This is a genomic window from Brevibacillus sp. FW301-21C12A (assembly GCF_058788915.1).
Map to the genome: position 1 here is coordinate 1 of NZ_JBYTBG010000065.1, position 15,519 is coordinate 15,519.

Here is a 15,519-nt window from a genome sequence, read left to right on the forward strand (position 1 = left end):
ATAAATCCAGATTTTCCGCAGTTTTCTTTGATTATTTCACGATTCCTCGCGTTTATGCATTGTTCAGCAAGCCCTATATAAATGCCAAATGGACGGAACGACCTTGTAGGTCATTCCGTTCTTTCGCCATTTGAAACCAGAATCACGTACAGAAAAATCAGTTTATTAGTCCAGAGATTTTTATGCAACGCTGGTGATTTGTTCAATATCATTATTGTAGATGAAATTGTATAAAGCCGCCCTTTTTCCCTTCGCGCACCGGAGCGAAAAAGCTGCCGTCTCCCGCGTAGTTACGGCGGCTCCACGTCAGCCCCAGCATCCGCACGCCCAGCTCGTAAAAAATGCGCAGCAGGCCGAGGTCGTTGTACAGCGGCTCTGCGCCTTCCAGCGAGAGGATGAACGAGACTTTGCCTTCCTGCCTGGCGGCGAGCAGGTCGTGTACATTTTTGGCGATGACAAACTGGTCGCCGGACTCCGCCGCTTCCGCGTGCAGGGCGCTCACCTGGTTCAGCGCCTTGCGCAAGGCCATTTCCGGCACAAACGCATCTTCGACGAATACGGCGGCCACGACGGAATGCACGCCGCCCTGCTGAAACCGCGGCAAATACTCCGTCTCGATCAGCTTCGTCCGTCCGTAGCCGCGTTGAATCTCCACATCCATCAAAAGGTCAAAATGCCCGTCCAGCACATGGACGCCATCGTGAAAACGCCGCGCCTGCTCCACAGTCGCATCTGCCATGCTCGCTCATCTCCCGTCTTTTTTGTCCAAATAGTTGTAGATCGTGTACTTCGTGACGCCCAGCAAATCGGCCACATGCTGGACGGCCCCTTTGATTAAAAACAGGCCGACTTCGTCGAGCAGGTGGATAAACTGGATTTTTTCTTCTTTTTGCATGAGAGCGATCGGCTTGCCCGTCTTTTTCAGGCAGTCGTCGATCATTTGCTCCATCAGGCTGGTGACCGTTGGCGCGAACGTTTCTGCCGTCCGGCCTTCCTCCACCTTGTCGGCAAACGCCATCATTTCGCTCAAGGCCGACTGCGCGATCGCAATGTGCGTCAGGTCGATGTTGATGCACAGGCTGCCGATGACCTGTCCGTTTTCGTCCTTGATATAGATCGAGCTGGACTTGATCTGCTTGCCTTTGATCGTGTCGTTGCGGTAGTTGAGGTCGTAGTCCTCCTGGCTCGTCTTGGCGGTGCGCAGCGCTTGCAGCGCCAGATTGGTGACAGGGGAGCCGACCTGTCTGCCGCTCACATGGCCGTTGTGGATCGCAATGATCGAGGAAGACACGTCCGTCAGATTGTGCAGCACCACTTCGCAATGCTGGCCGAATGTTTTCGCCAGCCCTTCCACGACCGGTATGTAGCTGGCGAGAATCGGATGAATCGGTTTCGTCATGAAAAAAGCCTCGCTTCTTTTGTCTAAGATGATGTCAACTGACCTCCACAATCAGCTCAATCTCAAGCGGATTGTTGAAGGGCAGGACAGAGGTTCCGGCTGCCGCCCGCGCATGCTTGCCTGCCTCCCCGAACACTTCGATCAAAAGGTCGGAAGCGCCGTTGATGACTCGCGGCTGCTCGTAAAAATCCGGCGCGCTGCTGACCAGCGCAAACAGCTTGACAATGCGCACAATCCGGTCGAGATCGCCAAGCTCGGCTTTCAGCATCGAAAGCAGATTGAGCGTCGTAATTTTCGCCGCCTCGTACCCTTCTTCGATCGTCACGTCTGCCCCCAGCCTGCCCAGGTAGAGCGGCTTGCCATCGACGTAGCAGCCCGCCCCGGAAGTGTAGAGCAGATTGCCCGTCCGCACGCACGAGACGTAGTTCGCCATCGTCGGCGGTGGCGGCGGCAGCGTATAGCCCAGTTGCTGCAAGCGATTTTCGATCTTCGACATAGCATCACCCCGCGAATGAATGAAAAGTCAGAAATATTTTTCGTTACGTTAACCATACTATTCTGCGCACTTCTTTTTCAACAAATTTTTGAATACGATTAATTTTTTAAAAATCTATCCAGCAAAAAAGCCAGGCACGCTCGCTTGCAAGCATGTCTGGCGGATTGTTGGCGCATTTCTGGCGCATTTCTGGCGCATTTCTGGCGCGTTGCTGGCGATCCCGCAACTCATCTGCACCTGCAAAAGCGGTTTCCCTTCGCCTTCCTAACGGAGCCTCAATAACGAAGCTGCATCAAAATGCTTCTGATCTCGTCGTCATTCATCATCAGATCGTAATGCTTCCGGCTGATTTTCGCCAGCGCGAGATCGTGGTAGAAAAATTCCGTGAAAACTTTGACAAACGGCTTGGACATCGTTTTGATCGCTTGCCACGACTGGTTTTCCTCACAGGCGAAAATCACCTCGCGCTCGTCGATAATCAGCAGGCGAAAGCGCTCCAGCGTGTGGTGCTCTGCTGCCGGAATCAGCGTATGCACTTTGGCGATATTCGGCTTCAACGCCCCGACGACGAGCACCTCCACGTCTACTCCGTCCGCTTCTTTCTGTTCCAGAAGCGGCAAATACTCGACCAGATCGTCTTTCCACGCCGAAATGCGGATGGAGCTTTTCGCTTCCTGAATCATCTGCTTGCTCTGTACGCGAATCGACGTGTCGACCTTCAGGCTCCAAACCAAATCTTCGGAGTAGGACTTTTTGCGCGACTGGATTTTCAACTGCTTGATGTTGTCCTGGAACTCTGCCGTCAGCTTTTCGATGGCAAGCGGCAAGGGCAGCGCACTGTAGAGCTTTTTCTTTTCCGATACCGAATCCAGCACCATGCCTTTTTCGATCATGCGCGACAGCACTTCGTATATTTTCGCTTTTGGCACGCCGGAATATTTCACGATTTTCGTCGCGTCCAACGGTTCCTCGCTCGACACCAGCGCTTCAAAAACTTTGCTTTCATACTGTGAAAAACCAAATTTTTGTAACATGCTTCCTCCTGCCCGTATCAACTGGTTATTTATTTCCTATGATAAAGCATAGATGGACACAAAGCCAACGAACCTCCGAATTGACAGGCGCCTGGCTTCCATGTAAGCTGGTAAAAGCCTGCAAATTAGGTTACTCCACGAGTAGTAACTAAAATTCAAAATCGTTGCACTTCTCTTTCAAAACGCTTTGAAAGCGGCTCCACGGGCCTGGAAGGGACATGCACCTCGCGCAGCATGAGATACTTGTTATAATTGGGAGGCAGAAAGTAGCAATGAATGTCGTTTTTTTGTTGACGGGTTTACTGTTTGTGTTCGGCGTGGGCTTTGCGCTCAGCCATCATCGCAGAGCGATCAGGCTAAAGCCGATTCTCATCATGATCGCCACCCAGCTCGTGCTGGCCTTTCTTTTGCTCAATACCGGGCTCGGGATTGACCTGATTTTGTTTATTTCCAAAGGCTTCGATACACTGATGAAGCTCGGGATCAGCGGAGTGGACTTCGTGTTTGGCGGGCTGGAAAACAACGGCACGTCCACCTTCTTTCTCGATGTGCTGCTGCCGATTATTTTCATCTCCGTGCTGATCGGGATTTTGAACCATTTTAAAATCTTGCCGCTGCTCATTCGCTTCACCGGCTTCGTGCTGAGCAAGCTGAACGGAATGGGCCGGCTGGAAAACTACATCGCGGTCTCCTCTGCTTTTCTCGGGCAATCCGAAGTGTTTCTGACGACGAAAAAGCAGCTCGGGCTCGTCTCCAGCAAGCGTCTCTATACGCTGTGCACCTCTGCCATGAGCGCTGTGAGCATTGCCATCGTCGGCGCCTACATGACCATGCTGGAGCCAAAATACGTGGTCGTCGCCATCGTCGTGAACATCCTGTCGGCGCTGATCGTCGCCAACATCATCAACCCGTACGAGCTGACGGCGGAAGAAGACTTGATCGAGCCTGAGGCAGAAGTAGAGAGGCCTGCCTTTTTCCAGATGATTAGCGAGAGCATCGTGGACGGGCTGAAAATCGCCGTGATCGTCGGCGCGATGTTGATCGGCTTCATCGCCCTGATGAATCTGGTCAACGAGCTGTTTTTGCTGATCTTCCGCATTTCGTTCCAGGACGTGCTCGGGTACATTTTCGCTCCTGTCGCCTTTTTGATGGGCATTCCCCAGGCGGAGATCGTTACGGCTGGCAGCATCATGGCGACGAAAATCGTCACGAACGAATTTGTCGCGATGCTCGACTTCAAGGAAATCGCGAGCAGCCTGTCGGCGAAAACGGTCGGCATCGTCTCGGTCTTCCTCGTCAGCTTTGCCAACTTCGGCTCCATCGGCATCATTACAGGCTCTGTGCGCGCGCTGAATGAAAAGCAGGGCGATCTCGTGGCGAAATTCGGCTTGAAGCTGCTGCTCGGCTCCACGCTCGCCTCTGTCTTGTCCGCCACGATCATCGGCGTCTTTCTGTGATCGGCGGCTGGCTTCCACGCAAAAAACAGGCATGCAGCTCACAGCCATGCCTGTTTTTTTGCGTTCGCAGCTTCTGCGGATTGAGCTTGCCAGCTTCATCTGGCAAGGCAAGCTGGCTCAGCCGGGACGACGGCGCTCAAGCGCAACTCGACCCTTGTCCCTTGCCCTTCTGTCGAGTAAATCTCGATCTGCCCGCCCATTTCCTCGACCAGCTTTTTGCAGACGGAGAGGCCGATGCCCGTCCCCTTTTCCTTCGTCGTATAAAACGGCTCAAACAAATGCTTCTTGCGCTGCTCGGAAATACCGCAGCCGTTGTCCTCAATCGTCACGCTGACCGTTGATTCGGAGGCAAAAAAACGGGTGTGAATCCGGACGATTCCGTTTGTGTCCACTGCGTCGATCGCGTTTTGCATCAGGTTGAGGCAAATTTGCTCCACGTGGGATGGAATCGCCCAGACCCGGACTTGCTCAGGTGAATAATGAAAAGACAAGTGCACATCTTTTTCGATGAGAGAATGCATCGTCAGCTCATGCACCCTCTCCAGCAGCGGGTGCAGCTCGACGATTTCGTTGCGGCTGTTCGCCGCTTCATTTTTGCGGGCCAAAATCAAAAAGCTCGTGACCAGCTTGTCCAAGGTTTGCACCTCGTGCTGGCAAATTTGAATGTACTTGGCAAAGCGCTCCCTGTCTGCCGGAGAGGGAGCCTCCAGTTCCAGACTTTTTCGCATCAACTGCAAAAATCCGCGAATCGCCGTCAACGGATTGCGTATCTCATGCGCCATGCCTGCGGCCATCTGCCCGATGACCCCCATTTTTTGCTGGTGCAAATGGCTGATCTTCTGATCTTTGCTCGCCAAGTATCCGCGCATCGTGTGGTGATAGCGCACGCTTAGCACATCGTGCAGGCGCGACAACAGTTCCTCTCTGGCCAGTGCCTCCGTGCAGGCTCGCCGTATGCCCTCATACGCATGGTGGCGCAGGTTGTGCATCGCTTCGAGCAGCACTTCCTTCGGGATTTCTTCCTTCGCCCACCTCTCCCCCCACTTGTACGACTTCCTGGGCAGCGCCTGCAAATATACCGTGTACTCGCCCTCTTCTGCAAATTGCTGCTGCACCGCTTCTGTCAGCAAGCCGTGAACCCCTATCCGCTGCTGTTGCTGATATTTGCGATAGTAACGGGAAATCGGCTCTCCAAATGAAAGCATGTCTTGCATGTGCAGCTCCACGATTTCCTCCGCAGCGACCAGCAACGGCGACAGCCATCTGTCCCTGACCGAAATCCACTCTTCGTCACTCATTGTTTCCCTCTTGCCCTTCCCCATATTTTCCCAACCAAAGGACAATTCGCTAGACTGTGACTGGTTCCTTCTCACACATAAATAAAAAATGATACGCCGGTTCTCTTTTTGCACGACAACGTCCGTTTGCCGCAGCCAGGCGAAGCGTTTGCTTTTTTCCGGCAAAAAAAGGATACGCAGCGAAATAGCTTACGCATCCTTCTTTATGACAAGCTATTGCTGCTCCGACGAGCCGTTGTTTACAGAAGCTTTCGTCAATTGGCGCAAGGCGTAGCTCATCCTCGCGACCTCGCCTTCCCGATCCCGGAAAAAGTCGATCCAGACGATGGAATCTCTCCGTCTAAAAATAAAGCTGTCTTTTGCTACAGGCAATAGCGGATAAACGAGGCCGTCCACTTCCAAATACAACTGCCCATCCCGCTTTGCAATCACGGTATTCAGCCATTCGTTCGATTCATAGCGGCCTGCGTATTCGGACAGTTGCTCGTCTGCCAGCTCATACGGCGCGTATGTGTACATCGGAGCGACGCCCTCTCCGTTCGTGCGGAATACTTCCAGGTAAGCCAACAGATCGTTCACGGTTGATTTGAGAAAGCCGGCGGCGCGCATGGCGGGGGCATCGTGCCAGTGCGGGGCGGCAATCACCTGATTTTCGCCGTCGAGTTTTTTGTTCGTGTACAAAATCGTGACGTCGTCCTTGTCCGCAAGCGCCTCCACGTCAAACACGGTCCGCTGCATCCCGAGCGGCTGCAAAATGTGCTCGGTCACGTACTGTTCATACGTCTGCCCGCTCACCCGCTCGATGATCGCCCCGAGCAAGCCGTAGGCGTCGTTGTTGTAGCTGAACACTTCTCCCGGCTCGCCGAGCGGCTTGGCGTCAAACGCCGCGATCGCCTGCAGGACCTCTTCATACGTGTCCAGGTACGGCAGCTTTTTCAGCTCTTCCTCCGCTTCCGTCCCCGCAATCGCCGGGTCTTGCTCCATACTGCGCTTCATCGCTTTGTCCAAAAAAGGCAGCGGCGCCATTCCCGGCGTATGCGTCATGAAGTGATGAATCGTTATCCGCTTCGTCAGCTCTTCATCCCCGGCGCGTAACTCCGGCAAATACTTGACGACCGGATCGTGGACAGACAGCTTGCCAGCCTCCTGCAACTGCATGATGGCGACGCACGTAAAAGACTTGGTGATCGAGGCGATGCCAAACACCGTGTCGGCCGAGAGGGGCAGCCCGTTTTCCCTGTCGCGGTAGCCGAATGTCTTCTGGTACAGCAGCTTTCCTCCCCGCGCGACCCCAATCGCCGCTCCTGGCGCGTTGGCCTCGGCCAAAAGCTGCTCGGCATACTCTTCAAACGATTTCGTCCATGTCGTCACCTGCATCAGTTCCCCACTGCCTCGTCGTAAATCGCTCTGGCTGCGCGGGCGATGGCCAGCTCTGCGGCCTGCTTGTCGGTCACGCCCCGCGACAGTACGGTAATCGCAATCGTTCCTTTTCCATCAGGCAAATAAATCAGTCCTGCGTCGTTGACCACGGCGTTGACCGTCCCGGTCTTGTGCGCGACCTTCGTTCCTTCCGGCAGCAAGTAAGGCAGGCGGCTGTTGAACTGCTGGCGGCGCAAAATGTCCAGCATCAGCTCACAGGAGGCTTGCGTCAAAATTTCTTTTCGCGCGATCAGCATGAGCAGACGGTTCAGGTCGCGCGGCGTCGCTACGTTGTTGTCTAAAGTCGGCAGCGAAACGTCGTGGACGATTTCGTACTCGCCGGTTTCCTCCCGGCGCTCGTATTCGTCATAGCCTGCCGGGGACGGCGCTGGCTCGTTCATGCCGACACAGCGGTTGAGCAGTTGCCAGCACGTATGCCGCAAATGAATCTGCTTCAGCCCCAGCTCGTGCATGTGCGCCTCGACCTTGTCGATGCCGCCGACAAGCTCGATGATAAGATCGGTCGCGTAGTTGTCGCTGACAATCGTCATCAGCGTCGCCAAGTCCTTGACGGTCAAGGCCGCGCCCGCATCCAGCTCCTGCAAAATGCCTGAACCGGGGACGCGCGTGTCTTTTTGCGTCACCACCCGCTGGTCGAGCCGGACGCGCCCTGCCTCCACCTCGCGCATCAAGGTGACCATGATCGGAATTTTGAATGCGCTCGCCAGTTGAAAAAGCTGATCGTCGAGCTGTCCGGCCGACTCCCCCGTTTCCAGATGCTCCGCTGCGACCCCGAACACGCCTGGCGCGTCCGCGAGCGCTTTTTCCAATGCCTTCTGCCATGCCATAGGAAAGTCTCCTCCTTTTTATGGAAACGGCCAACACACATGTATCACGGGTGTCGGCCATTTCTGTCATGCGCTATTGTTCTTTGTAGCCCCACTTGAAGTCGATATAGCCCAGCGGGTCCACGGTGATGCCTTTGACCTTGTCGTTTTGCACCCAGGAGTTGACGCTGCTGTACACCCCTGTGACCGGCATCTCGTCCATCAGAATGCTTTCGGCCGCAAGCAAATGCTGGTTGCGCTTGGCCTCATCCGGCTCGGCGTACGCCTGCTTTACCAGCTCCACATAGCGCTCGCTGTGCCAGAAGGTCGAGTTGTTTGCGCTGTACTTTTCCATCAAAAGCTCCAGGAAGTTGACGGGGTCGTTGTAATCGCCTGTCCAGCCCGTGCGCGAAATCATGTACTTGCCGTGCTCCTGATCGTCGAACATGACTTTGAGCTCTTTGTTGACGAGCTTGACGTCTACTCCCAGCACCTGCTTCCACTGGGCTTGCAGCGCTTCGGCAATTTTCTTGTTGAGGTCGGAAGTGTTGTACAGGTAGGTGATCTCCGGCAGTGTCGCGATGTTCAGTTCTTTCATGCCTTCTGCCAGTAACTGTTTCGCCGTCTCGGTGTCATTATCCTTGAAAAATCCATCCGGCTTCAGGGAGGCGGAGCGCGGCACGAAGCCCATCAGCGGCGTCTGTCCAGCCTGCCCGATGTTGTCCGCGATGTCCTTGCGGTTGATCGCGTAGGCAAACGCCTTGCGAATTTTCGCATTCGTAAACGGCGGCTTTTCCGTCTGGAACAGCAAATAGTAGTTGGTCGCGCGCTCCATCGTCTTGAGCTTGCCTTCGTCGCGCAGCGGCCCGATTGCATCCGCTGGCAAACTGCTGATCGGCCCTCCTGCCCAGTCCAATTCGCCGCTGTTGAACAGCTCCAGCTCGGTATTCGTATCTTCAATCATGGAAAACTCGATTTCGTCCAGCTTCACGACGTCTTTGTCCCAATACTGGTCGTTTTTCGCCAGCTCGATCTTGTTTTTATGCTCCCAGTTCACCAGCTTGAACGGGCCGTTTGTCACGATCGTTTCCGGCTTTCTCGCCCAGTCGGGGTTGGACTCGACCACTTTTTGGTTGACCGGATAGTAGAAGGTGGCGAGCGTCAGGAAGTACGGGGTCGGATTTTCCAGCGTGACCTGCAAAGTCTTGGCGTCGATCACCTTGATGCCGACATCTGCTGCCTGCGCCTTGCCTTCGAAAAAGGCGCGGGCATTTTTGATCGGGTAGTATTTGTAGGCGGAGCCGCTCGCTGTTTTCGGATCGAGCACGCGCATCCAGGCAAAAGCGAATTCGTTGGCCGTCACAGGGTCGCCGTTGCTCCATTTGCTGTCGCGCAGCGTAAACGTGTACACCTTTTTATCGTCCGATATGGAAATGTCCGAGGCTACGGAATTGACCGGCTTGCCATCCTTGTCCAGCCGCACGAGCGAGTCGTACAAAGAGCGGATAAACGCGCCGGAAATGACGTCGTTGGACATGCCGGAGTCCAATGTTTCCGGCTCGGAGGCGTTCATGCGCAAAATCTGGCTGGCTGCCGGTGCAGGCGAAGCCGCTTCGGATGACGGCTGCCCTTGCGAGTCTGGCGCTGCCTGATTCGTGGGCGCACTGTTGCTGCAGCCTGCAAACAATCCGGATAGCAAAACCAAGAGACTTGTGATGACAACTGGTTTTTTCATGCTTACCCCCATTTTTTGGTTCGGCGAACGGTTGATGCATAAATATTCTGCAAATTTTGTGCCAGATCGTTTTTGCGGGCGCTGTTCCCTTCGCGTATTCAACGCTGAATACTTTTTGCTTTGGGCAGTTCCGGCAAAAATTTCCGCCTGTCTTCCCTGGGAAAAAACGCGGCCCACACGATCAGGCTGCCCATTTTTTCGTTTTCCGATTACGCAAAAAAGAAGTATTCAGTCTTGAATACTTCTATTCACGCGCGAATATGGAATTGTCCGGTAGACAGGGGTTAGCTGATCGCTGGCTGGTGCATGGAAACCGCGTCACACGACCGTCTGCAAAAGACGATCGGGACGTGCTTTTGCTTCGCCAGCTTCTTGATGTTTTTGCTGAGACTGTGGCTGACGAAGTTGATAAAGACGAGAACCAGCTCCGTATCGGCAGGAATCGTCGCCTTTACGTCCGATTTTTTTCGTCCGGAAACGTGATACACATTGCGAAACCCTTTATCCTGCAACAAGCTCTCGATTTCCCCTACCCGATCTCCACCTACTACAAGAACGCCTGCCATAACAAAGCTCCTCCTCTCTATTCTCCCGTCAGTATCAATCTGTCGTGCGCTGGGCCTGTTTGCTCCGCCTGCTATCTGCCTGTTCGTGCCTGATTGTACTTCGTCTCCGCCTTTTCAGCAGGGAGCCTGTATTTTTCGGTCCGCTCGATCTGGACCACCTGCGAGTCGTGAACCACGATGTGAATGGAGCCGTATTCCAAGCTGTCCAACGCACGCGCGATTCTCTCCCACAACCGTTCATCCAGGGCATTCTCTTTCTTTGCCATATGGTCACTCCTCCCTGTTTTTGGCGAAAAAAATCAATGTATATTATTCCTACCTATTTAGTATGTTTTGTTTCCTAATGATACCCCTCGGTCCCCTTTTTTGTCAATGAGAGCACGGGGCTTCGAGAGGCTGCGCAAATCCGGTATCGCTGGCGTTCATGTATGTCCATTGCATTTCCACGCTGTGCGGTTGCTTTGGTACTTCACCCTTTTCCGGTTGATAGCAGAAAGACTCCCGATGAACAAGACATGCTGGTTGTCTGCACGGGAGCCTTCGGTAGTCCGATCAGCTATTTAACAAAAACCGATATACTTACTTTGATTTATAACGAGTTTATCATATACTTTCTCTCTCGGTCAATGCCTCTACTCTCCCTTTTTCGCAGCAGCTAGACCAGATGGCAGGCGACGAATCTGTCCCGGCTTACTTCGCGAAAAGCCGGGGCCTGCTCGCTGCACAGCTCCATCGCGTACGGGCAGCGCGTGTGGAACTTGCAGCCTGCGGGCGGATTGGCAGGGCTTGGCATGTCTCCCTGCAAAACGATCCGCTCGCGCTTGTGCCGCAGAATCGGTAGCGGAACGGACGACAAGAGCGCCTTCGTGTACGGATGAAGCGGCTCGGCAAACAGCTCGTCGCGGGAGGACAGCTCCACCAATGAGCCGAGGTACATGACGCCAATCCGCGAGCACAAATGCTCGACGACGCTCAAGTCGTGGGAAATGAACAAATACGTCAACTGCCGCTGCTCCTGCAACTCCGCAAACAGATTGATAATTTGCGCCTGAATCGACACGTCCAGGGCTGAAACCGGCTCGTCTGCCACGATGAAATCCGGGTTGAGGATGATCGCGCGCGCAATCCCGATCCGCTGGCGCTGACCGCCGGAAAACTCATGCGGGTAGCGGTCGATGTGATAAGGCGCAAGCCCGCACAGCTCCATGACGGCAAGCACCCGCTCTCTCGCCTCGGCGGGCGCGGCAAGCCCGTGGTCCAGAAGCGCCTCGCCCAGCGCCTCCCCGATGCGAATGCGCGGATTGAGCGAGCTGTACGGGTCCTGGAAAATAAACTGCATGCGCGGGCGCAGGGCGCGCAGCTCCGCTTTGGACAGGGCGTGCACGTCGATTCCTTGAAAGCGCACCTCGCCTGCCGTCTTTTCCAGCAGCCGCAAAATCGTGCGCCCGGCCGTGCTTTTTCCGCTGCCGGACTCGCCGACCAGCCCGAACGTCTCGCCTTTTTTGATCGAAAAGCTGACGTCGTCCACTGCCTTGACGTGGCCGACCGTCCGCCCCAACAGCCCGCCTGTGATCGGGTAATATTTTTTCAGCCGATGCACTTCCACCAGATTACCGGTCATAGCCAAATTCCTCCTCGTGCAGCCAGCAGGCTACCTTCCTCCCGTCGCCCAGCTCGCGCAGCGGCGGATGTTGCACCCGGCACTTGTCCAGGCAATGCGCGCAGCGGTCGTGGAAGTAGCAGGACTCGCCGAGCGTCGCCGGATGCGGCACCTGGCCGGGGATCGAGTACAGCTTGGCCTGCCGCTGGTTCAGCACGGGCTTCGAGCGAAGCAAGCCTTGCGTGTACGGGTGCAGCGGCGATTCGAACAGCGCTTCGACGGGCGCTTCCTCGACCACTTTTCCGGCGTACATGACCACCACGTGATCGGCCATTTCTGCGACCACACCCAGATCGTGCGTAATCAGCAGGATCGCCGTGCCTGACTCTTGCTTGATCTTGCGCAAGAGATCGAGAATTTGCGCCTGGATCGTCACATCGAGCGCGGTCGTCGGCTCGTCGGCAATCAACAGGCGCGGATGGCAGGAAATCGCAATCGCGATCATGATCCGTTGCAGCATCCCGCCGCTCAGCTCGTGCGGGTACGCTTTGGCGATCTCCCTGGCGCGGGGAATGCCGACCAGCTCGATCAGCTCGATCGCTTTTGCCAGCGCTTCTTTTTTGCGCAGCCGCTTGTGCTCGATCAGCGGCTCCATGATTTGCTCGCCGATCGTCAACACCGGATTGAGCGACGACATCGGCTCCTGAAAAATCATCGCCAGTTCGTTGCCGCGCAGTTTGCGCAGTTCCTCCTTGCTCACCTTGCGCAAGTCGCGGCCCGCGAACCACACTTCTCCGCCGACGATTTTTCCCGCCGCCTCCGAGATCAGCCCCATCAGCGACATGGCCGCAGCGCTCTTGCCGCAGCCCGACTCGCCGACGATGCACACCGTCTCGCCAGGCTGCACGCGCAAGTCGAGGCCATCTACCGCCTTGACCACGCCCAGCTCCGACTTGAAATGCGTACTCAGCTTGCGAATGTCCACCAGCTTGTTCACGCCCGGCTCACCTGCCCTTCTGCTTCGGGTCCAGTGCGTCTCGCAGTCCGTCCCCGAGCAAATTGATCGAAATCACGGTGGCAAAAATGGCGACGCCCGGCGGTACCCATAGCCACGGCCGCTTTTGAAAGTCAATTAGGGAGTTCGCCGCGTCCATCATGTTGCCCCACGTCGGTGTCGGCGGGACGACGCCCAGCCCGAAATAGGAGAGCACCGATTCGCTCAGGATCGCTCCCCCGACGTTCAAGGTCGCCACGACGATGAGCAGCGGCATCAGATTGGGCAGCAAATGGTGAAACAGCTTGCGCCGATCCCGCAGGCCGAGCACCTCTGCCGCCTGCATGAACTCGCTCTCGCGCAGCGTCAGCATCTGGCTGCGCACCAGCCGCGCCAAGCCCGGCCAGCCGATCAGGCTGAGCATGACCATCACGATGTAGATGCGGTAATCAGTCGGGATTTTCCACTCGGAGAGCACCGCGCCCATGATGAAAAGCAGCGGCAAGCCGGGAATGGTCATCAACACATCCGCCAGCCGCATAATCAACTGGTCGACCCAACCACGGTAAAAGCCTGCGAGCGCCCCGAGCACCGTCCCGATCGTGACGGACAGCACCATCGAGGCGATCCCGACCGTCAGCGAGATGCGACCCGCCTGCATCATCCGCGTCAAAATGTCCCGCCCCAAATTGTCCGTCCCGAGCCAATGCGCGAGGCTTGGCGGCTTGTTGATGCTCGCCGTGTTCACGCTGCCGCTGGCGTAGGGCGAAAAAAACGGCCCGATCAAACAAACTGCGGCCATCACCAGCAAAAACACGAGTCCGCCCATCGCCAAACGCTTCTTTTTCAGCCGCGAAAACGCCTCGCGCCACAAGGAGGATCGGCGGGAGGCAGTCCGCCCGTCTCTCGCCAGCTCCGCTGCTTCCCTCGCTACTGTCGCCATCTCGTTTCCTCCCTCACTTCAGCCGGACGCGCGGGTCAGCCACTCTGTACAGCAGATCGGCGGACAGGTTGCCCACGACGGTGAGAATCGCCAAAAACATCGTGAAGCCCATCAACAGCGGGTAGTCCCGCACCGAAAACGCCTGCATGTACAACTGTCCGACACCGGGCCAGTTGAAAATTTTTTCCGTGATGATCGCGCCGCCAAAAAGCGCCGGCAGCTCAAAGCCGAGCAGCGTAATCGCTGGCAAAAGCGCATTGCGCAGGGCGTGCGTGCAGGACGACTTTTTCTTTCAGCCCTTTGGCCCTGGCTGTGCGCACGAAGTCTTGCTGGATGACCTCGAGCATGTTCGTACGGAAATAGCGGGTCAGCGCCCCTACGCTCAACAGCGTCAGGACAGCCACAGGCAAAAACATGTGGCGAATGACGTCCCATGCGTAAGCAAGCCCCGTCTCCTTGCTGCCGATCTGCATCATCCCGCCCGCAGGAAACAGCTTGGCATCGACCGCGAACAATTTGATGAACAGCAAGCCGACGAAAAAGACAGGCAGCGACATCGCGGCAAACACCCCGATCGTCACGAGCGCATCGAACCACGAATGCTGCTTTGCCGCAGACAGCACCCCGATGGAAATGGCGATGAGCCAGGTGAAAAACGTAGAGGTGATGGCGAGCAAAAACGAGTTCCAGATGTAGTCGTTCAAAAGCGACATCACCGGCTGCTGGTATTGCAGGGAGTAGCCGAAGTCGCCGCGCAAAGCGTTTTTCATCCAGATGACGTACCGCTCCCCGACAGGCTTATCCAGTCCGTACATCGCCTTCAGCTCCAGCTTGCGCTCCGCCGTCAGCTTCGGGTTCGTATCGACGAAGTCGCCGGGCGTCATGGCGTACAAAAGAAAGATCAGAACGGATGCGCCGAAGAGGCTCAGCGCCATGTACAACAGTCTTTTCAGGAAATAGGCGGTCATCGTTTGCCTCCTTTCGGGTGGAAAAGAAGAAAGCCCAGCCCCAGGGCCGGGCACAACTCACGGGTGCAGCCATTCGCTACTCACTCTCATCCCGCCCCTAAAGGGGGTGCTATCGCACCGTAGCGGGCTTTCTCGTTCGGAAAATCTGTAATAACCTGCCCGCGATACTTGGGCGATCTCCACCAACCAAGTAATGGGGTACATGTCCTTTAACGAAGAAATGATGTCAAAGCGATTTATTTTCGGAATGATCCCTCCCCGAATAGATTGGGATTGCGCTTTTTTAGAAACGCGACCTGCGCTTTCAAATAATCCCGTTCTTCCTCCACGCTGGAAAACCTGGTGCGGGGCCGTCCAATAAAAGGATGGGAAGCTGCTTGTTTGCCCCGCTGATCCTGCAGTGTTTCGTGGTTGCGGCATTTCTTTACCCAGCTCTTTACCTGACTAGAACTGCGTATTCCCAGAGCATCCGCCACAGCTTGATAACTTCGTCCACCCTTTTCATATAAATCAACGGCTCTTTGTTTTGTCTCCTCTGAATACTTCACAAATGACTGCCCCTTTTTAGCCAAAGAAAATCCCCTCCAAGTATCAGTGTATCATCCAAGCTCGTTAACTTGGTCTTTTTTCACCGTCTACCTAAAGGGGATAATATCATTCTCCTGATTTTTCTGGTTTAAATCGTTTTTTGTTTTATATACAAAACCACTAGCGTTGCATTAATCTTTTCATACCATTCAAAATCATCATAACTTTCAGCGTTCAAGTGTTCTCAGGCATAAA

15 protein-coding genes and 1 pseudogene are annotated in these 15,519 nt (G+C 55.3%); 1 reads left to right on the forward strand and 15 read right to left on the reverse strand.

Translation table 11 applies throughout. The features are described from left to right. Positions 1-211: 211 nt before the first annotated feature. The 4 genes from AC3WQH_RS23810 to AC3WQH_RS23825 form a co-directional block, all read right to left on the reverse strand. A complete protein-coding gene (locus AC3WQH_RS23810) occupies positions 212-739 on the reverse strand; it encodes a dipeptidase (RefSeq protein WP_005827379.1) in 528 nt (175 codons plus the stop codon). Between the two features lie 6 nt (positions 740-745). Then, positions 746-1,399, reverse strand: a complete 654-nt coding sequence (locus AC3WQH_RS23815) for a helix-turn-helix transcriptional regulator (RefSeq protein ID WP_005827381.1) — start codon at positions 1,397-1,399, stop codon at positions 746-748. A gap of 34 nt (positions 1,400-1,433) precedes the next feature. Then, entirely contained in the window at positions 1,434-1,895 is a 462-nt protein-coding gene (locus AC3WQH_RS23820; RefSeq protein WP_005827383.1) for a RidA family protein, read from the reverse strand. A gap of 275 nt (positions 1,896-2,170) precedes the next feature. Further along, positions 2,171-2,929 carry a TrmB family transcriptional regulator gene (locus AC3WQH_RS23825; protein ID WP_005827386.1) on the reverse strand — a complete coding sequence of 253 codons (759 nt, stop codon included), beginning with the start codon at positions 2,927-2,929 and terminating at the stop codon, positions 2,171-2,173. A 272-nt stretch (positions 2,930-3,201) separates the two neighbouring features. Here AC3WQH_RS23825 and AC3WQH_RS23830 point away from each other — a divergent pair, with 272 nt between their 5' ends. Continuing rightward, positions 3,202-4,386, forward strand: coding sequence for a NupC/NupG family nucleoside CNT transporter (locus tag AC3WQH_RS23830; protein WP_005827388.1), 1,185 nt, complete (start codon positions 3,202-3,204; stop codon positions 4,384-4,386). A 95-nt stretch (positions 4,387-4,481) separates the two neighbouring features. Here AC3WQH_RS23830 and AC3WQH_RS23835 read toward each other — a convergent pair whose 3' ends face one another. The 11 genes and pseudogenes from AC3WQH_RS23835 to AC3WQH_RS23885 form a co-directional block, all read right to left on the reverse strand. Then, the gene (locus tag AC3WQH_RS23835) at positions 4,482-5,684 is read right to left on the reverse strand and encodes a sensor histidine kinase (protein ID WP_005827390.1); all 1,203 of its coding nucleotides are present in this window, start codon (positions 5,682-5,684) and stop codon (positions 4,482-4,484) included. A 213-nt stretch (positions 5,685-5,897) separates the two neighbouring features. Next, positions 5,898-7,061 (reverse strand): serine hydrolase, encoded by a 1,164-nt coding sequence (locus AC3WQH_RS23840; protein ID WP_005827392.1) that lies wholly within the window; start codon positions 7,059-7,061, stop codon positions 5,898-5,900. Further along, positions 7,061-7,951, reverse strand: coding sequence for a serine hydrolase (locus tag AC3WQH_RS23845; RefSeq protein ID WP_005827393.1), 891 nt, complete (start codon positions 7,949-7,951; stop codon positions 7,061-7,063). The genes AC3WQH_RS23840 and AC3WQH_RS23845 overlap by 1 nt, the downstream gene beginning before the upstream one ends. A 73-nt stretch (positions 7,952-8,024) precedes the next feature. Beyond that, positions 8,025-9,665, reverse strand: coding sequence for a peptide ABC transporter substrate-binding protein (locus AC3WQH_RS23850; protein WP_039970410.1), 1,641 nt, complete (start codon positions 9,663-9,665; stop codon positions 8,025-8,027). A gap of 284 nt (positions 9,666-9,949) precedes the next feature. Beyond that, entirely contained in the window at positions 9,950-10,231 is a 282-nt protein-coding gene (locus tag AC3WQH_RS23855) for a DUF2325 domain-containing protein (protein ID WP_007786731.1), read from the reverse strand. 71 nt (positions 10,232-10,302) lie between these two features. After that, positions 10,303-10,497 carry a YezD family protein gene (locus AC3WQH_RS23860; protein WP_005827399.1) on the reverse strand — a complete coding sequence of 65 codons (195 nt, stop codon included), beginning with the start codon at positions 10,495-10,497 and terminating at the stop codon, positions 10,303-10,305. Positions 10,498-10,886: 389 nt separating this feature from the next. Further along, the gene (locus AC3WQH_RS23865) at positions 10,887-11,852 is read right to left on the reverse strand and encodes an ABC transporter ATP-binding protein (RefSeq protein ID WP_005827400.1); all 966 of its coding nucleotides are present in this window, start codon (positions 11,850-11,852) and stop codon (positions 10,887-10,889) included. After that, complete coding sequence (locus AC3WQH_RS23870; protein WP_005827402.1) at positions 11,842-12,828, reverse strand: ABC transporter ATP-binding protein; 987 nt, start codon at positions 12,826-12,828, stop codon at positions 11,842-11,844. The genes AC3WQH_RS23865 and AC3WQH_RS23870 overlap by 11 nt, the downstream gene beginning before the upstream one ends. Positions 12,829-12,835: 7 nt before the next feature. Further along, positions 12,836-13,768, reverse strand: a complete 933-nt coding sequence (gene opp4C / locus AC3WQH_RS23875) for an oligopeptide ABC transporter permease (RefSeq protein ID WP_005827404.1) — start codon at positions 13,766-13,768, stop codon at positions 12,836-12,838. A gap of 13 nt (positions 13,769-13,781) precedes the next feature. Next, a pseudogene (locus tag AC3WQH_RS23880) lies at positions 13,782-14,736 on the reverse strand (ABC transporter permease). A 236-nt stretch (positions 14,737-14,972) separates the two neighbouring features. Continuing rightward, entirely contained in the window at positions 14,973-15,308 is a 336-nt protein-coding gene (locus AC3WQH_RS23885; protein WP_025847541.1) for a helix-turn-helix domain-containing protein, read from the reverse strand. Between the last annotated feature and the right edge of the window lie 211 nt (positions 15,309-15,519).